Consider the following 21,984-nt stretch of genomic DNA (forward strand, 5'->3'; position numbering starts at 1 on the left):
TGAGGTGTCGGTACTGACGCTTTACTGCGCTTGTGTCTTCGGCTCGCGAACCTTGTACCAGGCCACGTACAGCGCCGGCAAAAACAGCAGCGTCAGCAACGTGGCGATGATGATCCCGCCAATCATCGCGTAGGCCATCGGCCCCCAGAACACTTCCCGGGCGATCGGGATCATCCCCATACTCGCCGCCGCCGCCGTCAACAAAATCGGGCGACGCCGATGTTCCGTGGCCTGCACCACCGCATCCCACGGCGTATAACCGCTCTTCTCGAAAGAATCGATCTGGGTCACCAGAATCACCGAGTTGCGGATGATGATGCCGATCAGCGCCAGAATCCCGAGGATCGCCACGAAGCCCATGGGCGTGCCGGTCGGGATCAGCGCCAGCACCACGCCGATCAAGCCGAGCGGCGCGACGCTGGCCACCAGGAACAGCTTCTGCACGCTGTGCAACTGGATCATCAGGAAGGTCGCCATCAAAAACAGCATCAACGGCACGACCTTGGCAATCGGCCCCTGGGCCTTGCCGCTTTCCTCTACCGTACCGCCGGTGGCGACTTTGTAGCCCACCGGTAAACCGGCGGCGAACTTGTCGATGTCCGGTTGCAGCTGTTTCACCAGATCGGTCGGCTGAATCTCGTCGCGCACCGCCGCCTTGATGGTGATGGTCGGTTTGCGGTCACGACGCCACACCAGCGGCTGCTCGAGTTCATAACGCACCGTGGCAAACGCCAGCAATGGAATCGAAGTGCCGCCGGGGGTGACAATCTGCAAGTTCTGCAAGGTTTCCGGGCTGCCGCGCTCGGCATCTTCAGCGCGGCCGACCACGTCAATCAGGTAAATATCGTCATCGACCTGCGTTACCGGCGAGCCGACAACGATGCTGTTCATCAGGTTCGCCACGTCTTCCGAGGACAGCCCCAGTTGCCGCGCCTTGTCCTGGGCGATGTCGATACGCAGGACTTTGCCCGGCTCGTTCCAGTCGTAAATGATCTCGCCGATGTGCGAGTTCTTATCCAGTTCGGTGGCCAGGGCAATTGCGTGTTTGCGCACCTGATCGATGTCTTTGCCGCTGACCCGGTACTGAATCGGTCGCCCCACCGGCGGGCCCATTTCCAGCGCCTGGACGTAACTGCCGACACCGACGAACTCTTCGCGCAGGCGTTTTTGCAGTCGCGCAGTCAGGGCCGTGCGTGACTCCAGGCCTTTGCTGACGATCACCAGTTGCGCGTAGTACGGGTTCTGCAATTGCTGGTCGAGGGGCAGGTAAAAACGGATCGCCCCCTCGCCGATGTAGGTGCTCCAGCGCACGATGTCCGGGTCATCCTTGAGCGACGCTTCGAGCTTGTCCACCACCTTGCGGGTTTCAGCGATCGAGGCGTTTTGCGGCAGGTTCAGGTCGACGAGAATTTCCGGGCGGTCCGAGGACGGGAAGAACTGGTTCTGCACGAACTGCATGGAAAACACCGAGAGTACAAACAGCGCCACGGTGATGCCGATAGCCCACCAGCGATTACGCATGGCCCAGAGCAAGCCGCCATTGAACGCCCGACCGATACGCCCAGGCTCTGCGTCGTGAGGTTTCACCTTAGCGCTCAAAATATGCACACCGAGCACCGGGGCGAAAAGCACAGCGACAATCCACGACACCAGCATGGCCACCGCAATCACCGCGAACAGCGTGAAGGTGTACTCACCGGCGGAGCTTGCGTTCAAGCCGATTGGCACGAAACCGGCGACGGTAACCAACGTGCCGGTGAGCATCGGGAATGCGGTCGAGGTGTAGGCGAAGGTCGCCGCCTGCTCTTTGGTTTCACCCATTTCCAGGCGCGTGACCATCATCTCCACCGTGATCATCGCGTCGTCCACCAGCAGGCCGAGGGCGATGATCAGCGCACCGAGGGAAATCCGCTGCATGGTGATGCCGCTGTATTCCATGAAGAGGAAGACCATTGCCAGCACCAACGGAATTGAACACGCCACCACCAGCCCGGCGCGCACGCCAAGGCTGACGAAGCTGACGATCAGCACGATCACCACGGCCTCGAACAACGCACTGGTGAAACCGCCGACGGCTTCTTCCACCACTTCGGCCTGGTCGGAAACGTTGTGCACACCGACGCCCACCGGCAGGTCGGCGGTCAGCTCGTTCATGCGCAGGTGCAGCGCCTTGCCGAATGCCTGAATGTTGCCGCCCTTCTTCATGGCGATCGCCAGGCCGATGGCTGGCTGACCATTGAAGCGAAACTCCGGGGTCGACGGATCGACGTAACCACGGCTGATGTCGGCAATGTCGGCCAGGCGGTAGAAGCGGTCGTTGAGCTTCAGATTGACGTTGGCCAGATCTTTTTCAGAGGCAAACTGGCCCGAAGTCCGCACCGAAATCCGTTCCGGGCCGGCCTCGATAACCCCGGCCGGGGTCACGGCATTCTGCGATTGCAGGCTCTGCACCACCTGGCGCTGATCGATGCCGAGGGCGGCGAGTTTGCGGGTGGAGAAGTTCAGGTACAGCACTTCATCCTGCTCGCCGATCATTTCGACCTTGCCCAACCCTGGCACTTCACGGATTTCGGCACGCACCTGTTCCACGTAATCGCGTAGCTGGCGCATCGACAGGCCGTCAGAGGTAAAGGCATACACCGAACCGAACACGTCACCGAACTCATCGTTGAAGCCCGGCCCTTGCAGGCCTTGCGGGAAGTCGCCGCGGATGTCGTTGATCTTCTTGCGCACCTGGTACCAGATTTGCGGAATGTCCTCGGCGCTGGTGGTGTCGAGCAGGTTAACGAAGACCGTCGATTCGCCGGGGCGGGTGTAGCTTTTCACGTAATCGAGCGAGTCGAGTTCTTCGAGTTTTTTCTCGATCCGGTCAGTGACCTGCTTGAGGGTTTCTTCCTGGGTCGCGCCGGGCCAACGGGTCTGGATCACCATGGTTTTGATGGTGAACGACGGGTCTTCTTCGCGGCCCAGGTTCAGGTAGGAAAACACGCCCATCAACAGCGCGACGAACATCAAATACCAGACAAACGACTGATGCTTGAGGGCCCATTCGGATAAGTTGAAACTCCCTTTCATTGCGGGCTGTCCTCGTCAATTCTCACTTTCTGCCCCGGTTTGAGGCTGTTCACACCCGCGCTGACCACCCGCTCGCCGGTCTTCACACCGTTGGCCAGGACCACCGTGGCATCGGTCCGGCTGATCAGGCTCACCTCTCGTGGCGAAACGGTTTGCGTCTGCGGATCAACGACCCAGATCCGCAGTTTTCCATCGACCTCCTGCAGCGCGCTCACCGGCAGTTCGAGGCGCGGCTTGATCGCGGAGCTGAGGGTCACGCTGATTGCCGTGCCGAGGCGAAAACCCGGCGGCGTATCGGTCAGGCTCAGGCGGGCGCGACGGGTGCGGGTCGCACTTTGCGCCTGGGGTTCGATTTCGCGCACGATGGCGGTGCTGGTGATGCTCGGGTCCAGTTGTGAGGCGACCTGGAACACCACGTCGGCTGGCAACTGATCGACCAGAGTATCGGGCAGGTCGATCACCGCCTCCTTGATGTCCGGCTGCGCCAGGGTCACCACTTGCTGGCCGGCCGTTACCACTTGCCCGGCTTCGGCGTTCCACGCGGTGACGATGGCTTTGTGATCGGTGCGCAGCTCAACGTAGTTGAGTTGGTCCTTCGCCTGATCGACCGCAGCCCTGGCTTGATCGAGGGACGCCTGGGTGGTTTTCAGGTCGGTCTGGGCGATGTCCAGTTGCGCCTGCGCGCCAACCCCGCGATTGAACAGTTCCTGCTGCCGTCGGGCATTGGCCTGGGCGTTGATGAGCTGCGCCTGAACCCGCGCCAGATCACCCTGGGCCGAGCGCAACTGGTTCTGCTGATCGGTGGGGTCGAGGGTCGCGAGCAACGCGCCCTTCTGCACTTCGGCGCCGACATCGACGTTACGGCTGGCGATACGCCCCGGCACCCTAAAACCGATGTTGCTTTCGTAACGGGCCTGGATGCTGCCGGCAAACCGGCCGAGGTTTTCTTGATTGAGCGCTTTCACTTCCACGGACAACACCGGCCGAACCGGTTCTGGCGGCGCTTCCTTTTTGGAACAGGCGACCAGTAGCAAACCGGCGGATAACAGCAACAGGCGCTTCATGGCTGGGCTCCTGTCGCTGGGGCTTGGTAAGTATTTTCGACAATCTCCACGCGCACGCCCGGATGCAGTAACTGGCCGCCCGCGGTGACGACTTTTTCGCCCCCGTTGAGGCCGGCGCTGACAATGACTTTGCCGGTCAGGTAACGGCCGACGGTGACGGTGTGCAATTGCGCCTTGCCCTCGGCGTCCACCAGCCACACGGCCGGGTCGCTGAGGTTTTTGGTCAGGGCCGCCCAAGGCAGTTCCACTGCGGTTTTGCCCACCGGCTTGGCGGTGGCACTCACCACCGACCCCAGTTGCATGCCCTCGGGGAGGCTGTCGAGGGTGACTTTGACTTGCACTGTGCCGGTCTGCGCCGAGACTGCCGGCGTGACTTCCCGAACGGTGCCTGTGGTCTTGATTTTCGGGTTGTCGAGCAGGCTGACCACAATCGATCTGTCCGACGGCGGCTCGGCCAGCAGCGATTCGTAAACGTTGAACACCGCGTCACGCTCGCCGTCCCGGGCCAGGCTGAAAATCGGCACCGTGGCCTGCACTACTTGGCCGACTTCAGCCTGGCGCGCGGTAATCACCCCAGGCGCATCGGCAATCAACGCGGTGTAGCTCAGTTGATCACGGGCGTTGGCCAATTGCGCTTGAGCGGCGGTCAGTGCGCTCTGACTGCTGTGCAACGCGGCTTGGGCGGAGTCGTATTCGCTCTGGCTGGTGTAACCCTTGGGCAGGAGTTTTTGTTGGCGAACGAAAGCGGCGGCGGTCTGTTTGACCCGGGCCTGTTCGGCAACGACCTGGGCCTGGGCCGAGTCGACGTTGGTTTGCAGGTCCTTGGGATCGAGCCTGGCCAGCACTTGTCTGGCCGAAACCCGGTCACCGACGTCGACCATGCGCTGGATGATCTTGCCGCCCACGCGAAACGACAACTCGGTTTGTACTCGCGCCTGGACGTCGCCGGTGAGGGTCACCGCCGCGGCGTAATCGGTTGGCTTGACCTCTTGCACGAAGACTCGCGGGTGGTCCTTCTCGACCGGATTTTTATCGCCACAGGCGGTCAGCATGGCGAAGAGGCTCAGGCCAACCATTAACTTCAATCCGGGACCCGCCATGCAGACTCCTTTGCGTTGTACGAACGTGCAAGTGACGATACGACTGTGAGCTTAGAACAGGGTTCAACAGGTGCACGGGTTTGCTGCATCGCATGGGGCTTGGGGGTTGCCTGTGGCGAGGGAGCTTGCTCCCGCTCGGCTGCGCAGCAGACGCAAAACCTGCTATCTCGTTTTCCCTGACACACCTGGTTTAACTTTTTTGGGCCGCTTCGCAGCCCAGCGGGAGCAAGCTCCCTCGCCACATACGATCACAGTCGCCGACAATAAGACAAACTGGCGGACCCTGCAGCAGGAAGCTCCCCATGCTCAAAACCCTCGCGGTGGCCAACTACCGCTCGATCAATAAATTGGTGATTCCGCTTCAACGGTTGAACCTGATCACCGGCCCCAACGGCAGCGGCAAGTCCAATCTCTACCGCGCCTTGCGCCTGCTGGCGGAAACTGCTCAGGGTGGAGTGGTCAATGGCTTGGCACGCGAGGGTGGGCTGGATTCGACCTTCTGGGCCGGGCCGGAAACCATCACCCAGCGCATGCGCAATGGTGAAATCCCGATCCAGGCAACCATGCGACACGGCGCCAAACGCCTGCGCCTGGGGTTTACCGGTGAAGACTTCAGCTACTCGATCGCGCTGGGCCTTCAGGAACCGAGTCTTTCCGCGTTTTCTCTGGACCCGGAAATCAAAAGGGAATGCATCTGGTCCGGGCCGTTCTATCGCCCGGCCAGCCTGCTGGTGGATCGTGACGGCCCGATGATTCGCACACGGGTCGGCCGCGGCTGGGAGGTGCTGGCCCAACGCACGCCGAATTTCGACAGCCTGTTCGATCAGGTTGGTAGCTTGCGTACCTCGCCGGAAGTCTTGCAGCTGCGTGAATTCATCCGCCGCTGGCGCTTCTACGATCACTTTCGCAGCGATGCCGAAGCTCCGGCGCGACAACCACAACTGGGCACTCGCACGCCGGTGTTGCACCACGACGGTCGCGACCTCGCGGCGGCGTTACAGACCATCCGCGAAATCGGCGATCCCGAAGCCTTGCAGGCGGCGATCAGCGACGCGTTCCCCGGCGCGACGCTGAACATCGCACCGCTGCAAGGTGGCCGATTTGCAATCGAGTTTTATCAGGAGGGGTTATTGCGGCCACTGTCCGCCGCCGAGTTGTCGGACGGGACGTTGCGCTACCTGTTGCTGGTCGCGGCATTGCTGACGCCCCGGCCGCCGACGCTGATGGTGTTGAACGAGCCGGAAACCAGTCTGCATCCAGATCTGTTGCCGGCGTTGGCGCGGTTGATTATCCGAGCGTCCCAGCAGTGTCAGGTGTGGGTGGTATCCCATGCGCGGCGCTTGATCTCGGCATTGCAGCAGGACCCGGAGTGCAATTGCATTGTGCTGGAGAAGGATTTCGGCCAGACCGGGATAGTCGGGCAGCGGATGCTGGATGAGCCGGCGTGGCATTGGCCGGATTGAGACACACTGATCGTTCCCACGCTCTGCGTGGGAATGCAGCCAGTGACGCTCTGCGTCACAGCCGCAGGGACGCCGAGCGTCCCGAGAGGCATTCCCACGCAGAGCGTGGGAACGATCATCTGAAGCAAATCACCCCTGCCACTTCCCACCCTCGACAATCACGCTCTCAGGCTTGGTGTCATCGCTCAATTCTTTACGCACATACTGGTCGTACAGCTTGAGCAAAAACTTCTCCTCACCCAACTTCGCCAACTCCACATTCACCCAGTCGCGCAGTTCGATGTTGCCCTTCTTCACCGCCGGAGCGATCGGTGCTTCGGCACCCAATTTTTCCTCCAGCACACGGTAGCCGGGGTTCTGCTTGGCCCAGCTGAACAGCACCAGGTTGTCCTGCGCATAAGCGTCGCCGCGACCATTGGCCAGGGCTTGCAAAGACTCGGAGTTTTTCTCGAACTTCAGCAGTTTCCAGTCCGGATGATTCTTGGTCAGCCAGATATCCGCCGTGGTGCCGGTAGTCACGATGGTGGTGCGGGTCGCCAGGTCATCAAGGTTCTTCACCGAACTCGCCTGCGGCACCAACGCCTGCACCGCGACCTTGAGGTTCGGGTTGGTGAAGTCCACCGCGTCCTTGCGCTCCGGGGTGACGGTCATGTTGGCCAGGATCAGGTCGACCTTGTCGCTTTGCAGGAACGGAATCCGGCTCGCCGGCTCCACCGCAACGAATTCGACCTTGTTCTCATCACCCAACAGATCTTTGGCGAATTGACGACCGATATCAGTATCGAACCCCACATAGCGCCCGGCCTCATCGACAAAGCCGAACGGCGGCTTGTCGGTGAAGACGCCGACGATCAGCTTATCCCGGGCTTTGATTTTTTCCAGGTAACCAGCCGGTGCGGTGCTGACGCTGGCGGTTTTCGGCTTTGTCGGCTCTTCGGTTTTGTTGCAGCCGGCGAGCAGCGCCAGGCCGAACAGCGGGAGCAGCAGCAGAGAAGACTTGGCAGTTTTCATGACAGTTCCAATTCCTTTGTTTGAGTCGTTTTGGGTAGTGCGGCGACGTAGGAGAACTTCTCCAGGAACTGCTGCGCTCGTGCGGTTTGCGGGTTCGTAAAGAAAATCTCGGGGGGGTGTTGCTCAAGAATGCGCCCGGCATCCATGAACACAATGCGGTCGGCCACCGCGCGGGCGAAGGCCATTTCGTGGGTGACGATCAGCAGCGTCATGCCTTCGCGGGCCAGGCCCTGAATCACTTCCAGCACTTCCTTGACCATTTCCGGATCGAGGGCGGCGGTGACTTCGTCGAAGAGCATGACCTTGGGGTTCATGCACAGCGAACGGACGATGGCGATGCGTTGCTGCTGGCCGCCGGAGAGCTGGCGCGGGAAGGCGTCGCGCTTGTCCAAAAGGCCCACGCGCTCCAGCAAGGCTTCAGCCTGGGCACGCGCTTCACGGCGTTCGCGTTTCTGCACTTTGAGCGGGCCGAGCAACAGGTTGTCGAGCACACTCATGTGCGGGAACAGGTGGTAGCTCTGGAACACCATGCCGATCTGCTGACGCACTTCGCGCCAGTCGGTGCCCTTGTCCAGCAACTCGCTCCCGGCAAAATTCAAGCTGCCGCTGTGAGCGACTTCCAGGCCGTTGAGGCAGCGCAGCAAGGTGCTTTTGCCACAGCCGCTGGGGCCGAGGATGACGATCACCTCGCCCGGTTTCACTTGCAGGTCGATGCCGTCGAGCACCTGCTGCTCGCCGAAAAACTTGTTGAAACCCTTGAACTCGATCAATGCACTCATGCTTGCGTCCAGCGCCGCTCCAGCACGCGTGAAGCGGCCGACAGCGGGTAGCAGATGAAAAAGAAGAACAGAAATAGCGCGCCGTAGATCAGCACCGATTCGTAGGTACGTTCGATGATCTGCTGACCGACCTTGATCACATCCACCACGCCGATCAGCACCGCCAGGGAACTGGTTTTGATGATGCGCGTGTAGACGTTGATGGTTGGCGGCGTCATGCGTTTCAGCGCTTGAGGTAGCAGCACGTAGCCGTAGAGTTGCGGGCCATCCAGGCCAATCGACAACCCCGCCTCACGCTGGCCGCGCGGCAACGAATGCAACGCGCCGCGCACCACTTCACCGACTTCGCTGGCGCCCCATAGCGACAACACCAGCACCGCGCACCAGAAGCTCGGAATGCTCAGCCCAAAAAAGATCGGCAGGCCGAAGAACAGCAAATACAGCCAGACCAGCACCGGGATCGCCCGGAACAGCTCCAGATAGACCCGCAGAAACCCGTTGAGCCATTTTGAATTCAGCGTGCGCAACACACCGTAAAGCACGCCGCCGACGGTGCTGAAGGCGATGCTCAGAAAAGAGATCGACAGGGTTTGCGCAGCGCCCTTGCCCAGTTGCGGCAACGACACCCAGAGCAACTCAAGACCCGAACTGGCCATGCTGGAGCCTCCTTTCCAGACGGCTGAGCAGCAGCGACAACGGCAAAAACAGCAGCACGCAAATCAGCGTCAGCACGGCGAGCATTTCGTAGGTTTTGTAGTAGAGCGCGATGTAGCTTTTGGTGGTGTAGAGAATCTCCGGCACCGCAACCGCCGAGACCACGGTGGTTTCCTTGAGCAGGAAAATGAAGTTGGCGAACAGCGATGGCAGGCTGAGGATGCCGGCCTGCGGCAGGATCACGTAGCGCAGCAATTGCCCGTGGGACAGACCGATGGAGCGGCCGGACTCAAGTTGCGCCTGAGGCACAGCATCCACGCCGGCACGCAGGACTTCGGTGAGGTAGGCACCGCCAAGGAAAGTCATGGTGATGATTGCCGCCGCGAAGCCCGAGACTTTGATGCCCAGGGCCGGCAAGGCGAAGTAGACGAAGAACAATTGGATCAGCAGTGGCGTGTTGCGCGCCAGCTCCACGTACAGCCCGACCAGGCGTTGAAGGTAGGGGGTGCGAAACACCAGAATCGTCGCGTTGATCAGCGCCACCAGCAACGAAGTGCCGATGGCGATAAAGCCGACCTGCAGTGTCACGCCCACGGCTTTGAGAAACGCCGGCAGGGTGCTGAGGATAAACGCGTAATCGAAAGTCATTGAACATCCTGTACGCCGCTCGGTAAGCGACGATGGCGCAGTCCATGGGCAGTGGATAACCACCCGGCAGGCACCGACTTTAAAGGTATAAAAAGCAGAATTTAAATACCGATAAAGCATATTGATATCACGCAAAAGACTATCCTGCGGATTTGCCGAGACTGGGGAAGACGACTATTTTTCTTTCAGCCGTAGGACGGATCTTTTTTTCAAAAAGCCCCTCCAAGGACGTACAGCTTTTGGCCAGACTCCCCCGGCCGAACCATCACAAGGAAGAGAAAATGGCTGACGTAAAAGTGCCGCAGCGGCTGGACCCGCAAGACATCGTGAAATTGCTGGTGGCGTTGCGCAAGGCGCTGAAGACCAGAGTGGCCTGAACGATCTTGAGGTGAGCAGGTTCCCTGTGGCTGGAGCTTGTTGTGGCGAGGGGGCTTGCCCCCGTTGGGCTGCGAAGCGGCCCTGAAACCTGTACTCCGATTCCCTCTGACACACCTCATCGACTGATCGGCGACTGCTGCGCAGTCGAACGGGGGCAAGCCCCCTCGCCACAAAAGCCCCTCACCAAAGGTGGAGCAATAAAAAACGCCGACGCTATCGAAAGCCGTCGGCGTTGAAACCTTGAAGGGGTTTGATACTGCGTTAGATCAGAACGCCGGCAGTACCGCGCCGCTGTACTTCTTGGCGATGAAAGCCTTCACTTCCGGGCTGGTCAGGGCCTTGGCCAGTTTTTGGATGGCGACGCTGTCCTTGTTGTCCGGACGAGCCACCAGGAAGTTCACGTAAGGCGAATCGGCACCTTCGATCACCAGTGCATCTTTGGCCGGGTTCAGACCTGCATCCAGCGCGTAGTTGGTGTTGATCATGTCCAGGTCGACCTGATCCAGAACGCGCGGCAGCAAGGCCGATTCCAGTTCCTTGAACTTGAAATTGTGCGGGTTCTTGGCGATGTCTTTCGGTGTGGCCACAGCGTTTTTCGGGTCTTTCAACTCAATCAGGCCAGCCTTCTGCAGCAGGATCAGGGCACGGCCGCTGTTGCTGCCTTCGTTCGGGATGGCGATGGTTGCGCCGTCTTTGAGCTCAGCCAGGCTTTTGACTTTCTTCGAGTAGCCGCCGAAGGGTTCGACATGCACGCCGATCACGGTCACCAGGTTAGTGCCTTTGCCTTCGTTGAAGTTTTTCAGGTACGGCAGGGTCTGGAAGTAGTTGGCGTCCAGACGCTTCTGATCGACCTGTACGTTTGGCTGAACGTAGTCGGTGAAGACTTTGATTTCCAGGTCCACGCCTTCTTTGGCGAGGGTTGGCTTGATCAGTTCAAGAATCTCGGCGTGTGGGACCGGGGTCGCCGCCACCACCAGTTTCTCGCCCGCCTGGGCCAGGCCCGCAGTCAGGGCAGCCGCCAATGCGGTGAACAACAGAACCTTTTTCATGCAGTGTCCTTATCGAAAATCGCGATCGTCATCGACGACGGCTAAAAAATGAAAGTGCCAGCGAAGTGCTAGCGCTGGCGTGACGCGGACAATACCGGGATTTTTTATTCCCTAACAATATCTTTTATTCACTTTCATATTCCATTTTGTTCATACCAACCAAAGCACACTTAACCATTGCGGCGAGGGAGCTTGCTCCCGCTCGGCTACGCAGCAGTCGCACTGCGCAAACGCGGTGTGCCTGACAGAATTGGTCGCTGATTTTGGGGTTGCCGCGCAACCCAACGGGAGCAAGCTCCCTCGCCACAGGGGTTACAGAGTGCCTAAAAGATCTGTCAGCAGACTTTTTAAAGCAGTTCGCTCAGCAGTCGTGCCGCTGTTGATCACATGGGCCACCTGCTGCTCAATCCCCCCCAGCGACACAGCCACCTCAGGCAAATTCAAATGCTCCGGCAAAATCTCATCGCCCGTACTCACCAACAACGCAAAGTGGATGACGTTCTCCAACTCCCGCGTGTTGCCCGGCCAACTGTGCTGCTCCAGCAGATGCTGCGCGGCTTCGCTGATCAATGGCACCGGCAGGTCGAGGCGTTGGCTGTAGATGCCAAGGAAGTATTCGGCCAGCGACAAGATATCGCCCACCCGTTCACGCAATGCCGGCAGCTCGAGCTGGCCTTCGCTGAGGTAGTGGTAGAGCCGCTCATGGAATTTCCCGGCCGTTACCGCCTGGGCCAGATCGATGCTGGTGGCGGCCACCAGACGTACGTCCACGGGGCTCGGTTGGTGAGCGCCAACGCGGGTGACTTCGTGGTTTTCCAGGGCCGCGAGCAATTTGATCTGGATCGGTAGCGGCAGGTCGCCGATCTCATCCAGATAAAGCGTGCCGCCGTTGGCCGAACCGAACCACCCGGCACGACTGCTGGCCGAGCCGCTGTAACTGCCGACGGCATAACCGAACAGTTCAGCGTCGGCGTAGGTCGGGCTGATCGCCCCGCAATTGACCGACACAAACAACCCGCCACGATCACTGGCGCGATGGATGTGCCGGGCCAGCAGTTCTTTACCGCTGCCGGTTTCACCGCGAATCAACACCGAGATCGAACGTGGCGCCAGTTGCTCCAGCTCCTGGCGCAACTGCCGGGAACGCGGATCGACAAACACCAACGCCTTGGCGCGAATGCTCAGCGGGCTCTTTTCCGCGTCGGGAAAGGTCAGCAGCGGCTGACCGAAGGTTTCATGCAAGCTCATGGCAGACTCCCGCCCCAAACCGCCGGCAGACGGGGGCGTTTTTTAAAGAAATAGGGTTCAAGCGCGACGCAGGGCGTGTTGTTCCATGCGGTTTTGCAGACGATAGAGGTACGCAAAACCCTGCTCCCAATGCTGATGACCGGACTTCACGTTGATGTGCCCGGCCCCCGATAAAATCCCCGCCTCGGCGCCCCAGTTACGTGCCAGTTCCAGAGCACGCGGTGCACTCACGGCACTGTCGTTATCGGAGCTGACGACCTGGCTCGGGAACGGCAGCAAATGGGTCGGGATCGGTGCAAAGTTGCGCAGGGCCGGTGCGCAAGCGGGACGTTCGACGTCCGCTGGCGCAACCAGCAAGGCGCCGCGCACCTGACGCAAAAACTGCAGCGGCGCCGTAGCGGCCCAATGCGCAACCGTGATGCAACCCAGGCTATGGGCGATCAGAATGACCGGCGTGCTGTCGGCGGCAATCGCCTCGGCCAACGCCGCGACCCAGTCTTCGCGACGAGGTGTCAGCCAGTCGGCCTGCTCCACCCGCGCGCTGTTTGGCAGGCTGTTCTGCCAATGGGTTTGCCAATGATTTTCTGGCGATCCTTGCCAGCCCGGCACAATCAGGTAGCGAATTGATTCGTTGCGCATGGGGGAGCTCTCCTGCTGCGTGTCTGTTGCTGACCGAGTATAGGGAGGAGAGTTATATTCGTTAAGGAATAAGAAGCTATTTATTAAGACCAATAAAGAATATACAACAAATTCTTGTGGGCGCGGGCTTGTATTGGCTCGGAATAAAAAAGGGGCCGCACCCTGCCAAGGAGACGGCCCCGGAAACTCGAAATCTGTTAGCGCTGATCAACCTCGCTGTGACGCAATAATTGGCTGAAACGGTTATCCGATAAAGGAATATTTAATTCCTTTAATAGACCGAAATCACATAAGCGAATCACTGCTTGCGTCACACCGTATCGTCCCTTTGGGTCAAATTGATGACCAGCATTTGAGTTTCCGGTTACACCATCAAACCTGAGCGGCACGCACCTCTTGCGTCTCGGTGGTTTCCTTGCGCACAAACCGGTTCGCCCGCCCGAACGTCCCGAAATCATTGAACCGCACACCCATCTCGCGCATCACTTTATGCGCCACCGCAACGGTCATTTGCCGGATGTAAAACGGCTCTTTCACCACGAAATGATGGATCCCGTGGCTGCTGCCGAAGTTGAAGCAGAACGCCTGCAACGGCCACATCCACCAAGGGTTCAACACCTGAGTCTGCTGGAGCACATTGCCCGGTTCCACGTCGCCGTAGTAATGCATGTTCGAGCTGACAAAGTGCAGACAGAACGTACGCAACACGTTCGGCCCAATGATCACCACGGCGGCGATATCGATCACCTGCATCACCGCCAATGTCGTCGACGACCATTCGATGGGCGCACCCAGCAGGTAGGCGATGCCATTGGCCCCATTGAAACCGAGAAACCCGTACCACGCCCCCCAATGCACCAGCGCCAGTGGTGCATAAACTTTCAGAGAACGCTTGATGATGCTGAACTTGTGCGCCCGGGTCTTGGCCCGCAGCATGCGAATGAACGCCGACATCACGTTGTCGCCGACCATCAACAGCCGCGCGATCCCCCAAGGCTCACCATTGGTGATCGCCCGCTCTTCCATATCGCTTTCGGTGCCGGACACCTTGTGGTGGTTGAGGTGCAAGTGGCGACGTATCCAAGGGTTGATGGTGCTCGGCCGCGCCAGCCACACCAGGCCCATCATCAGGTTGTGCGGCACGCGCTGCTTGCGAAAGTACATGCTGTGGATCAGGTCATGCTCCAGCTCATGGGTCAGCGAGGCGAAAAACGCGTTAAGCAACAAGCACACCCACCAGGCCATGTACCCGGTGATGTACAGCGCCGCCGAACCGATCATCCCAGCCAGCGCGAAGGCCAGAATACCCGCGCCCAGTGCGTCCTGATGGTTGAGAATCGGGTAGCGCTGGCGCAGTTCGACGCCTTTGGCCAATACCACCTCGCGAATATGCGCTGATCGCTGTGCTGCATTCAGTCGCTGGGGACTTGCACAAGTACCGTCCATGCTTCCATCCTCTGGTTATTGATGTTCGCATCCTGCCTTGCGATGCTGTAGAGAGCGGTAGCCGTGAACGCCAACCTGTTGACCGGACGCGCCATTCAACATGACTGAACCGACCTCCCTCGCCAGCTGGACCCGTGCCCTGCGCAAGCAGCTCGATGCGCTGGGGCTCGACAGCACAGCCCTGTGCCAACAGGCGGGGCTCGACCCACAGTTGATGGACGACCCGAACGCCCGTTACCCGTTGTCCGGCACCACGCGCCTGTGGCACATCGCGGTGCAGGTCAGCGGTGACCCGGCGATTGGCTTACGAGTGTCGCGCTTCGTCAGCCCCACCACGTTTCATGCACTGGGTTACGCATTGGTGGCCAGCGGCAGCCTGCGGGAAGTCTTCGAGCGCATCGTGCGTTATCACCAGGTGGTCAGCGATGCGCTGGACCTGGAGCTGACCCGCGCCGAGGATCGCTACTGCTTCCGCCTGAAAATCCCCCAGGGCAACCCCGCGCCCGCCTTCGAAGCCATCGACGCCTTCGCAGCGATTTACGTGCGCACCTGCCGCAATCGCCTGGGCCGCGACTATGCCCCGCTGGCGGTCTACTTGCGCCGTCCGGAACCGGCCGACCCGCATCAATGGCACAAAGTGTTTCGCTCGCCGGTGTATTTCGCCGCCGACGAAGACCGACTGGAATTCTCCCTCGCGGATTTCGACAGTCACCTTGACGACGCCAACCCGGAACTGGCCGAACACAACGAAACCGTACTCAAACGCACCCTGGCGCAACTCCAGCCCATGACCTGGGAGCGCAAGGTTCGCGACGCCATTGAAGAGCAATTGCCCGAAGGTGAACCATCGGCCGAATGCATCGCCCAAGCGCTGCACTTGAGCCTGCGCAGCCTGCAACGGCACTTGGCGGACGAGGGTTGTCGGTTCGATACGCTGCTCAACGAAAGCCGGGAGAACCTGGCGCTGTTGCACCTGCGCGACCCACAGTGCTCGTTGAGCGAGGTCAGTTACCTGCTGGGGTTCGCCGACACCAGCAGCTTCAGCCGTGCGTTCAAACGCTGGACCGGGATGACGCCGGGGCAGTTTCGGGATGGGTTGCGGTAATAGATCCGCAAGGTGTGTTGAGTTTTCCGGCCTCTTCGCGGGCTTGCCCGCGATAGCAATTTCTCAAACACCACTGAAACCGCTACCGCCCGCGATCACGCCGCAACAATTTGCGCACCCGCTTCACCAGTTCACTGACAACAAACGGCTTGAGCAGGTAATCATCCTCATGCAACTCCAACCCGCGCAACCGATCCTCGATGCCGTCCGTGGTGGTGAGGAGCAGCACCGGTGTGTCGCCGAGTTTGCGGATCTGTTGCAGCAACTGCCAGCCATTGAGCCCCGGCAGCATCACGTCGAGGATGATCAGTTGGTATTCACCGGACTCGATAAAGCGCCGGCCGTCCATGCCATTGAGCGCCACATCCACCGCGTAACCCGCTTCGCTCAGGCCTTTGGCCAGGAGCCTGGCGGTCTCGGGTTCGTCTTCCACTAGCAACACACGCATGGCACACCTCGATTGTCGTCTGCACAGGCTAGGCGCGTTCGTGGACAAAGCCTACCTATAACGCCGGATTTAAAAGATCGCCAACGCCCGCAACCGCTCGGCGTCCAGAATCTCGATCTCGCCATACTTGAGATCCACAACCCCTTGCCCCTGCAAATCCTTGAGGATCTGGTTGGTGGTCTGGCGCGACAGCGACAGCATCGACGCCAGTTGTTCCTGAGGCAGTTGCAGAACACGACGCGGCGAGTCGGTTTCGCCATAGCCCTCGGCGATCATCAGTAAACGATGAGCCAAGCGTGCCGGGGCTGGCATCAGGCTGAGCTGTTCGAGACTGATGAAGGTCAGGCGCAGTTTGTGGCTCATCAGCAATGCCAGTTGCCGCCAGTACACCGGGTGTTTGTCGAGCAACGCCAGCAGCGCCGTTTGTGGAATGTGCAACAGGATGCAATGGCCTGTGCCGAATGCATCATGGGTTCGCGGCTGACCATCGAACAGGCAGATTTCGCCGAACCAGTGTGGCGACTCCACCAGGCTCAGCAGCGCTTCCTTGCCCTGCTCGCTCACCGCGCCGATGCGCACCGAGCCCTCAAGCACCGCGTACAAACCGCACGGGGGATCGCCGCGCTTGAACAGCCGTTGCCCCGGCGACAGCCGCCGCACTCGGGCGGCGGCCAGCAGACTATCCTGAAAGGGGACCGGTAAATGACTGAACCATTGCCCCGTCATCAGGCGCGAACGCCAAGCCTGCATGTCCATGAAAACTCCTAGAGATTGTCGCCTGGCTGACAGAACGAGAGATGAGCCCGGGGGCATGATCCATCACCCTACAGGAGGAATAACAATGAAAAGCCTCGTTGACCATCTCAGTCAATACGCCGCCTACCACCGTGACCCGCGCAATATCGCCAGCCACTTCGTGGGTATTCCGTTGATCGTGGTGGCGGTCGCGGTGTTGCTGTCGCGGCCGGAGTGGTCGCTGGCCGGGGCCTGGGTGTCACCGGCGGTGCTTCTGGCACTGGCTTCGGCGTGGTTTTACTTGCGCCTGGAATTGCGGCTCGGGGTACTGATGACGGGATTGCTGGGCCTGTCGGTCTGGGTGGGGCATGTGCTTGCGCAGCAGAGCACATTCGTCTGGCTTGCCAGCGGCATCGGGATGTTTGTGGTGGGGTGGGCGATTCAGTTTGTCGGCCATCATTACGAAGGGTGCAAACCGGCGTTTGTCGATGATGTGACGGGGTTGATTGTCGGGCCGTTGTTTGTGGTGGTTGAGTTGGCGTTTTTGCTCGGGATGCGGCGTGAGCTGAAAGAGCAGATCGAGGCGCGAGTGGGCGGTGTGCGTTTGCGTCAGAAGAACGCCGCGGCGTAGGACGCCATCGCGGGCAAGCCCGCTCCCATAGGAGATTTGTGAACGACACAGATCACTGTGGGAGCGGGCTTGCCCGCGATGCCTTTGCTTTAGAGGTTGGCGACTTTCTGCCAGACCTTCGGCTTGAAGAACAGCGTCTCGCCCTTGGCCAATCCAACCAGGCTATCGTGATCCTTCACCACTTCAGCTTCAATCAACTCGCTCTGGCCTTCCACCTTCAGCGTCACCCGCGTAGTCGCGCCCAGCGGACGAATATCGCGCACTTCAGCCGCGTGATGATCTTCCAGTTCATGCCGCGACAGCGACACTTCGTGGGGACGGAACAGCACGTGCCGGTCTTCGCCCAAATGCAGACGGTTCGAGTCGCCAAGGAAGTGATAGACGAAATCGCTGGCCGGGTTTTCGTAGACGTCGCCCGGTGAGCCGATCTGCTCGATCACGCCCTTGTTCATCACCACGATGCGGTCGGCGACTTCCATCGCCTCTTCCTGGTCGTGAGTCACGAATACCGAGGTCAGGTTAATGTCTTCGTGCAGCCGTGCGAGCCAGCGACGCAGCTCTTTACGGACCTTGGCATCGAGGGCGCCGAAGGGTTCATCGAGCAGCAAGACTTTCGGCTCCACCGCCAAGGCGCGGGCCAGCGCGATGCGTTGACGCTGACCGCCGGAGAGTTGTTCCGGGTAGCGATCCGCCAACCAGTCCAACTGCACCATGTTCAGCAATTCGTGGACTTTAACCGCAATCTGGCTCTCGTTCGGGCGCTGGTTTTTCGGCTTCATGCGCAGGCCGAAAGCAACGTTGTCGAACACCGTCATGTGCCGGAACAAAGCGTAGTGCTGGAACACGAAACCGACGTTGCGATCACGCACGTCGTGGCCGGAGACGTCTTCGCCATGGAACACGATATTGCCCTGATCCGGGGTTTCCAGGCCGGCGATGATTCGCAACAACGTGGTCTTGCCGCAACCGGACGGCCCCAGCAGCGCCACGAGTTCGCCGCTTTGAATGTCCAGGCTGATGTTGTCCAGCGCCTTGAACGCGTGGAAGTTCTTGCTGACGTTACGCACTTCGATCGACATGACTTATTCCTCCGCGGCGCTGGCGCGCAGGCGGTTAATACGGTTTTCGCTCCACTGCTTGAGCAGCAGGATGAAGAGCGCCAGGATCAGCAACAGGCTCGCCACGGCGAACGCGGCCACGTGGTTGTATTCGTTGTAGAGGATCTCGACGTGCAGCGGCAGGGTGTTGGTCACCCCGCGAATGTGCCCGGAGACCACCGACACCGCACCGAACTCCCCCATCGCTCGCGCAGTGCAGAGCACCACGCCATAGATCAGGCCCCATTTGATATTGGGAACGGTGACGTGCCAGAACATCTGCCAGCCATTGGCGCCAAGCAGGCGCGCGGCCTCTTCCTCTTGAGTGCCTTGTTCCTGCATCAGCGGGATCAGTTCACGGGCCACGAACGGCACGGTGACAAAAATCGTCGCCAGCACGATGCCCGGCAAGGCGAAGACGATCTGGATGTCGTGGTCCTGCAACCATGGGCCGAACAAGCCTTGGGCGCCGAACATCAATACATAGACCAGACCGGCAATCACCGGCGACACCGAGAACGGCAAGTCGATCAGCGTCACCAGCATGCTCTTGCCGCGGAACGAGTATTTGCTCACGCACCACGCCGCGCTGACCCCGAACACCAGGTTCAGCGGCACCGATATCAACACGGCAATCACGGTGAGCTTCAACGCCGACAAGGCGTCCGGTTCGAAGATCGCGGTGAAGAATGCCCCCAGGCCCAGCTTCAGGCCCTGGGACACCACGATGAACAATGGCAATAACAAAAACAGCGCGAAGATCAGCCAGCCGAGGCCGATCAGGATGCGCCGCGAAGTGGCACTGCCACGGCGGGCGGCGTTCGAGGAGGCCGCTGCAATAGACGATTGGGACATTTTTCGCGCCTCCTTATGGGGTTTCGATGCGCCGCTGCAACAAGTTGATCAGCAGCAACAAGACAAAGGAAACCACCAACATCAGTACACCAATGGAGGTGGCGCCGGTGTAATCGTACTGGTCGAGTTTGACCATGATCAGCAAGGGCAGAATTTCGGTTTTCATCGGCATGTTACCGGCGATGAAAATCACCGAACCGTACTCGCCGACCCCGCGGGCAAAGGCCAAAGCGAAACCTGTCAGCCAGGCTGGGAGCAGCGCCGGCACCAGGATATGGCGGAAAACCTGCAGCGGTTTTGCCCCCAGGCACGCCGCCGCCTCTTCCACTTCACGAGGGATATCGGCCAGTACAGGCTGTACCGTACGTACTACGAATGGAAGTGTTACAAAAGTCAGCGCCAGGGTGATGCCGAGGGGGGTATACGCGATCTTGAACCCCAGGTCCGCCGCGAACTGACCCACCAGGCCGGTGGGGGTGTACAGCGCGGTAAGCGCGATACCGGCCACGGCAGTGGGCAATGCGAACGGCAGGTCGATCATCGCATCGATGACTTTGCGCCCCGGGAAGGTGTAGCGCACCAGCACCCAGGCCAGCAGCGTGCCGATCACGCCGTTGATGACCGCGGCGTACAACGCGGTGCCGAAGCTCAGCTTCAACGCGGCCAACACCCGAGGTGCCGAGATGATTGCCCAGAACTGGTCCCAGGTCAGTTGAGCGGCATGCACGAACATCGCCGCCAGTGGAATGAGCACAATCAGGCTGAGGTACACCAAGGTGTAGCCCAGCGTCAGCCCGAAGCCGGGTATGACGGGGGAGATACGACGCGACATAAAAGTCCTTGGTTGAGAACGCGCTAAGCCCCGACAACAAGATCGGGGCCCGTTGGCTAATGCCTGGCAGTTAAGGGACTGAACACTGCAACCCCTGTAGGAGCGAGCCTGCTCGCGATAGCGCCTGGTCAGCCAACATTGATGTTGAATGTACCGCCGTCATCGCGAGCAGGTTCGCTCCCACAAGTTGCCTCCTAACTGACCGTTGGCAGATCTATTTCAGGTTACTGCGCCTGGTAAATCTGGTCGAACACGCCACCGTCATTGAAGAATTTCGGCTGGGCGGCTTTCCAGCCGCCGAAGTCCTTATCGATGGTCACCAGCTCCAGGGTCGGGAACTGTTTGGCGTACTTGGCAGCGACGTCCTTGTCACGTGGACGATAGAAGTTTTTCGCCGCGATTTCCTGACCGGCCGGGCTGTACAGGTGCTTGAGGTACGCTTCAGCGATTTCGGTGTTGCCCTTTTTCTCGGCGTTCTTGTCGACCACGGCCACCGGTGGTTCGGCAAGGATCGACAGCGACGGCACAACGATGTCGAACTTGTCGGCGCCACCGTCTTCTTTCAATGCCAGGAAAGCTTCGTTTTCCCAGGCCAGCAATACGTCGCCCTGGCCGTTGTTGACGAAGGTGATGGTCGAACCGCGAGCACCGGTGTCCAGCACAGGTACATGCTTGAACAAGGTCTGCACGTACTCTTTGGCCTTGGCTTCGTTACCACCGTTGGCTTTCAGGCCATAGGCCCAGGCCGCGAGGAAGTTCCAGCGTGCGCCGCCAGAAGTTTTCGGGTTCGGAGTGATGACTTCCACGCCGTTTTTGGTCAGGTCGCCCCAGTCCTTGATGCCTTTGGGATTGCCTTTGCGCACCAGGAACACGATGGTCGAGGTGTAAGGCGTACTCGCATCCGGAAGACGCTTCTGCCAGTCGACCGGCAGGCTCTTGCCAAGCTTGGCGACTTCGTCGATGTCACCGGCCAGGGCCAGGGTCACCACGTCGGCCCGCAGACCGTCGATCACCGCCCGGCCCTGCTTGCCCGAGCCACCGTGGGACTGCTGGATTTTCACGTTGTCGCCGGCGTGGTCTTTCTTCCAGAAGTTGACGAACTCGGCGTTGTAATCCTGGTACAGCTCACGGGTCGGGTCGTACGACACGTTGAGCAATTCGTAATCCTTGGCAACCGCGGAACCAGCAAAAAGGGCACTGGCCAGGGCGGCCAAAGCAAAATGACGAATCGACGACATGGTGAAAGCTCCTGGAATACTGGGTGTGTTGGCTTTTTCTTATGGTGTGCTGGAATCGGGTTGCCGGTTTTTTCAGCTCGGTTTGTTGCCCGGGTTCTGCAAACGGAACTTCTCTTTGCGTTCGATCTGGACGACCTGGGCGTTATGCACGGTGATTTCCACTGCGCCAAAACGCAGATCGCGCAAGGCGCTCTGGATCTCACGCAAAATCGTGGCTTCGTCCTGCCCGTCAACACTACGTAGGGATGCGCTCATGGTGCTGCTCCTTAAATGAGATGTGCCTGGCAGCGGCGGCACTGCTCAAGGCGTGAGAGCAATAGTAGATAGGCACTGATATTCTTAAAAATACTATTTAAGAATGTTTATATAACTAGAATGAATTATTTGATGGAGCAAGGGGTTGCGGAGGACCAACTACTTTCGCGGGCACACAAAACCCTGTGGCGAGGGGGCTTGCCCCCGTTCGGCTGCGTAGCAGACGCAAAAAAT

At 59.7% G+C, this 21,984-nt stretch carries 21 protein-coding genes; 3 read left to right on the plus strand and 18 right to left on the minus strand.

Annotated elements, in window-relative coordinates; translation table 11 throughout:
• Nucleotides 1-21: 21 nt before the first annotated feature.
• The 3 genes from ACZ9BB_RS22845 to ACZ9BB_RS22855 are packed head-to-tail and all read right to left on the minus strand — an operon-like array spanning nucleotide 22 to nucleotide 5,239.
• Entirely contained in the window at nucleotides 22-3,075 is a 3,054-nt protein-coding gene (locus tag ACZ9BB_RS22845) for an efflux RND transporter permease subunit (RefSeq protein WP_476216434.1), read from the minus strand.
• Entirely contained in the window at nucleotides 3,072-4,139 is a 1,068-nt protein-coding gene (locus ACZ9BB_RS22850; protein ID WP_476216435.1) for an efflux RND transporter periplasmic adaptor subunit, read from the minus strand. Before ACZ9BB_RS22850 ends, ACZ9BB_RS22845 begins: the two co-directional genes overlap by 4 nt.
• A complete protein-coding gene (locus tag ACZ9BB_RS22855) occupies nucleotides 4,136-5,239 on the minus strand; it encodes an efflux RND transporter periplasmic adaptor subunit (protein ID WP_476216437.1) in 1,104 nt (367 codons plus the stop codon). Before ACZ9BB_RS22855 ends, ACZ9BB_RS22850 begins: the two co-directional genes overlap by 4 nt.
• 302 nt (nucleotides 5,240-5,541) lie before the next feature.
• Here ACZ9BB_RS22855 and ACZ9BB_RS22860 point away from each other — a divergent pair, with 302 nt between their 5' ends.
• Nucleotides 5,542-6,702 carry an AAA family ATPase gene (locus ACZ9BB_RS22860; protein ID WP_476216438.1) on the plus strand — a complete coding sequence of 387 codons (1,161 nt, stop codon included), beginning with the start codon at nucleotides 5,542-5,544 and terminating at the stop codon, nucleotides 6,700-6,702.
• Nucleotides 6,703-6,831: 129 nt separating this feature from the next.
• Here ACZ9BB_RS22860 and ACZ9BB_RS22865 read toward each other — a convergent pair whose 3' ends face one another.
• The 8 genes from ACZ9BB_RS22865 to ACZ9BB_RS22900 all read right to left on the minus strand — a co-directional run bounded on the left by ACZ9BB_RS22865 (nucleotide 6,832) and on the right by ACZ9BB_RS22900 (nucleotide 14,554).
• Complete coding sequence (locus ACZ9BB_RS22865) at nucleotides 6,832-7,713, minus strand: transporter substrate-binding domain-containing protein (RefSeq protein ID WP_476216440.1); 882 nt, start codon at nucleotides 7,711-7,713, stop codon at nucleotides 6,832-6,834.
• The gene (locus tag ACZ9BB_RS22870; RefSeq protein WP_476216442.1) at nucleotides 7,710-8,492 is read right to left on the minus strand and encodes an amino acid ABC transporter ATP-binding protein; all 783 of its coding nucleotides are present in this window, start codon (nucleotides 8,490-8,492) and stop codon (nucleotides 7,710-7,712) included. Before ACZ9BB_RS22870 ends, ACZ9BB_RS22865 begins: the two co-directional genes overlap by 4 nt.
• Nucleotides 8,489-9,148: an amino acid ABC transporter permease gene (locus ACZ9BB_RS22875; RefSeq protein WP_192346518.1), complete on the minus strand. Its 660-nt coding sequence runs from the start codon at nucleotides 9,146-9,148 to the stop codon at nucleotides 8,489-8,491. The genes ACZ9BB_RS22870 and ACZ9BB_RS22875 overlap by 4 nt, the downstream gene beginning before the upstream one ends.
• Nucleotides 9,129-9,794, minus strand: a complete 666-nt coding sequence (locus ACZ9BB_RS22880) for an amino acid ABC transporter permease (protein WP_007941049.1) — start codon at nucleotides 9,792-9,794, stop codon at nucleotides 9,129-9,131. Before ACZ9BB_RS22880 ends, ACZ9BB_RS22875 begins: the two co-directional genes overlap by 20 nt.
• A gap of 644 nt (nucleotides 9,795-10,438) precedes the next feature.
• On the minus strand, nucleotides 10,439-11,221 hold the full coding sequence (locus tag ACZ9BB_RS22885; protein WP_476216445.1) for a MetQ/NlpA family ABC transporter substrate-binding protein: 783 nt from the start codon (nucleotides 11,219-11,221) through the stop codon (nucleotides 10,439-10,441).
• Nucleotides 11,222-11,533: 312 nt separating this feature from the next.
• A complete protein-coding gene (locus ACZ9BB_RS22890; protein WP_476216447.1) occupies nucleotides 11,534-12,469 on the minus strand; it encodes a sigma 54-interacting transcriptional regulator in 936 nt (311 codons plus the stop codon).
• Between the two features lie 57 nt (nucleotides 12,470-12,526).
• Entirely contained in the window at nucleotides 12,527-13,108 is a 582-nt protein-coding gene (locus tag ACZ9BB_RS22895; protein ID WP_476216449.1) for an alpha/beta hydrolase, read from the minus strand.
• Between the two features lie 372 nt (nucleotides 13,109-13,480).
• Nucleotides 13,481-14,554 carry a fatty acid desaturase gene (locus ACZ9BB_RS22900; RefSeq protein WP_476216450.1) on the minus strand — a complete coding sequence of 358 codons (1,074 nt, stop codon included), beginning with the start codon at nucleotides 14,552-14,554 and terminating at the stop codon, nucleotides 13,481-13,483.
• Nucleotides 14,555-14,654: 100 nt separating this feature from the next.
• Between ACZ9BB_RS22900 and ACZ9BB_RS22905 the strand changes: the two genes are divergently transcribed.
• Entirely contained in the window at nucleotides 14,655-15,659 is a 1,005-nt protein-coding gene (locus ACZ9BB_RS22905) for an AraC family transcriptional regulator (protein ID WP_476216452.1), read from the plus strand.
• Between the two features lie 82 nt (nucleotides 15,660-15,741).
• Here ACZ9BB_RS22905 and ACZ9BB_RS22910 read toward each other — a convergent pair whose 3' ends face one another.
• Nucleotides 15,742-16,107: a response regulator gene (locus ACZ9BB_RS22910; RefSeq protein WP_476216454.1), complete on the minus strand. Its 366-nt coding sequence runs from the start codon at nucleotides 16,105-16,107 to the stop codon at nucleotides 15,742-15,744.
• A gap of 69 nt (nucleotides 16,108-16,176) precedes the next feature.
• Nucleotides 16,177-16,863 carry a Crp/Fnr family transcriptional regulator gene (locus tag ACZ9BB_RS22915; protein WP_476216456.1) on the minus strand — a complete coding sequence of 229 codons (687 nt, stop codon included), beginning with the start codon at nucleotides 16,861-16,863 and terminating at the stop codon, nucleotides 16,177-16,179.
• Nucleotides 16,864-16,948: 85 nt separating this feature from the next.
• Between ACZ9BB_RS22915 and ACZ9BB_RS22920 the strand changes: the two genes are divergently transcribed.
• A complete protein-coding gene (locus ACZ9BB_RS22920) occupies nucleotides 16,949-17,473 on the plus strand; it encodes an Mpo1 family 2-hydroxy fatty acid dioxygenase (RefSeq protein WP_476216458.1) in 525 nt (174 codons plus the stop codon).
• 89 nt (nucleotides 17,474-17,562) lie between these two features.
• Here ACZ9BB_RS22920 and ACZ9BB_RS22925 read toward each other — a convergent pair whose 3' ends face one another.
• The 5 genes from ACZ9BB_RS22925 to oscA all read right to left on the minus strand — a co-directional run bounded on the left by ACZ9BB_RS22925 (nucleotide 17,563) and on the right by oscA (nucleotide 21,750).
• Nucleotides 17,563-18,552: a sulfate/molybdate ABC transporter ATP-binding protein gene (locus ACZ9BB_RS22925; protein WP_123357244.1), complete on the minus strand. Its 990-nt coding sequence runs from the start codon at nucleotides 18,550-18,552 to the stop codon at nucleotides 17,563-17,565.
• Nucleotides 18,553-18,555: 3 nt separating this feature from the next.
• On the minus strand, nucleotides 18,556-19,425 hold the full coding sequence (gene cysW, locus ACZ9BB_RS22930; RefSeq protein WP_007972954.1) for a sulfate ABC transporter permease subunit CysW: 870 nt from the start codon (nucleotides 19,423-19,425) through the stop codon (nucleotides 18,556-18,558).
• Nucleotides 19,426-19,438: 13 nt separating this feature from the next.
• Nucleotides 19,439-20,257 (minus strand): sulfate ABC transporter permease subunit CysT, encoded by an 819-nt coding sequence (cysT, locus tag ACZ9BB_RS22935; RefSeq protein WP_007941036.1) that lies wholly within the window; start codon nucleotides 20,255-20,257, stop codon nucleotides 19,439-19,441.
• Between the two features lie 224 nt (nucleotides 20,258-20,481).
• Complete coding sequence (locus ACZ9BB_RS22940; RefSeq protein ID WP_476216461.1) at nucleotides 20,482-21,495, minus strand: sulfate ABC transporter substrate-binding protein; 1,014 nt, start codon at nucleotides 21,493-21,495, stop codon at nucleotides 20,482-20,484.
• Between the two features lie 72 nt (nucleotides 21,496-21,567).
• The gene (gene oscA / locus ACZ9BB_RS22945) at nucleotides 21,568-21,750 is read right to left on the minus strand and encodes a sulfur starvation response protein OscA (protein ID WP_007941032.1); all 183 of its coding nucleotides are present in this window, start codon (nucleotides 21,748-21,750) and stop codon (nucleotides 21,568-21,570) included.
• Nucleotides 21,751-21,984: the final 234 nt, after the last annotated feature.

The organism is Pseudomonas sp. TE3552 (assembly GCF_056278945.1).

What these genes read in the sequence shown, in the direction of transcription:
- ACZ9BB_RS22845 (WP_476216434.1), bottom strand. Translation starts at nt 3,075, where the DNA reads ATGAAAGGGAGTTTCAACTTATCCGAATGGGCCCTCAAGCATCAGTCG.
- cysW (WP_007972954.1), bottom strand. Translation starts at nt 19,425, where the DNA reads ATGTCCCAATCGTCTATTGCAGCGGCCTCCTCGAACGCCGCCCGCCGT.
- ACZ9BB_RS22855 (WP_476216437.1), bottom strand. Translation starts at nt 5,239, where the DNA reads ATGGCGGGTCCCGGATTGAAGTTAATGGTTGGCCTGAGCCTCTTCGCC.
- ACZ9BB_RS22875 (WP_192346518.1), bottom strand. Translation starts at nt 9,148, where the DNA reads ATGGCCAGTTCGGGTCTTGAGTTGCTCTGGGTGTCGTTGCCGCAACTG.
- ACZ9BB_RS22860 (WP_476216438.1), top strand. Translation starts at nt 5,542, where the DNA reads ATGCTCAAAACCCTCGCGGTGGCCAACTACCGCTCGATCAATAAATTG.
- ACZ9BB_RS22940 (WP_476216461.1), bottom strand. Translation starts at nt 21,495, where the DNA reads ATGTCGTCGATTCGTCATTTTGCTTTGGCCGCCCTGGCCAGTGCCCTT.
- ACZ9BB_RS22885 (WP_476216445.1), bottom strand. Translation starts at nt 11,221, where the DNA reads ATGAAAAAGGTTCTGTTGTTCACCGCATTGGCGGCTGCCCTGACTGCG.
- ACZ9BB_RS22895 (WP_476216449.1), bottom strand. Translation starts at nt 13,108, where the DNA reads ATGCGCAACGAATCAATTCGCTACCTGATTGTGCCGGGCTGGCAAGGA.
- ACZ9BB_RS22915 (WP_476216456.1), bottom strand. Translation starts at nt 16,863, where the DNA reads ATGGACATGCAGGCTTGGCGTTCGCGCCTGATGACGGGGCAATGGTTC.
- ACZ9BB_RS22905 (WP_476216452.1), top strand. Translation starts at nt 14,655, where the DNA reads ATGACTGAACCGACCTCCCTCGCCAGCTGGACCCGTGCCCTGCGCAAG.
- ACZ9BB_RS22865 (WP_476216440.1), bottom strand. Translation starts at nt 7,713, where the DNA reads ATGAAAACTGCCAAGTCTTCTCTGCTGCTGCTCCCGCTGTTCGGCCTG.
- ACZ9BB_RS22900 (WP_476216450.1), bottom strand. Translation starts at nt 14,554, where the DNA reads ATGGACGGTACTTGTGCAAGTCCCCAGCGACTGAATGCAGCACAGCGA.
- oscA (WP_007941032.1), bottom strand. Translation starts at nt 21,750, where the DNA reads ATGAGCGCATCCCTACGTAGTGTTGACGGGCAGGACGAAGCCACGATT.
- ACZ9BB_RS22925 (WP_123357244.1), bottom strand. Translation starts at nt 18,552, where the DNA reads ATGTCGATCGAAGTGCGTAACGTCAGCAAGAACTTCCACGCGTTCAAG.
- ACZ9BB_RS22870 (WP_476216442.1), bottom strand. Translation starts at nt 8,492, where the DNA reads ATGAGTGCATTGATCGAGTTCAAGGGTTTCAACAAGTTTTTCGGCGAG.
- ACZ9BB_RS22920 (WP_476216458.1), top strand. Translation starts at nt 16,949, where the DNA reads ATGAAAAGCCTCGTTGACCATCTCAGTCAATACGCCGCCTACCACCGT.
- cysT (WP_007941036.1), bottom strand. Translation starts at nt 20,257, where the DNA reads ATGTCGCGTCGTATCTCCCCCGTCATACCCGGCTTCGGGCTGACGCTG.
- ACZ9BB_RS22910 (WP_476216454.1), bottom strand. Translation starts at nt 16,107, where the DNA reads ATGCGTGTGTTGCTAGTGGAAGACGAACCCGAGACCGCCAGGCTCCTG.
- ACZ9BB_RS22880 (WP_007941049.1), bottom strand. Translation starts at nt 9,794, where the DNA reads ATGACTTTCGATTACGCGTTTATCCTCAGCACCCTGCCGGCGTTTCTC.
- ACZ9BB_RS22890 (WP_476216447.1), bottom strand. Translation starts at nt 12,469, where the DNA reads ATGAGCTTGCATGAAACCTTCGGTCAGCCGCTGCTGACCTTTCCCGAC.
- ACZ9BB_RS22850 (WP_476216435.1), bottom strand. Translation starts at nt 4,139, where the DNA reads ATGAAGCGCCTGTTGCTGTTATCCGCCGGTTTGCTACTGGTCGCCTGT.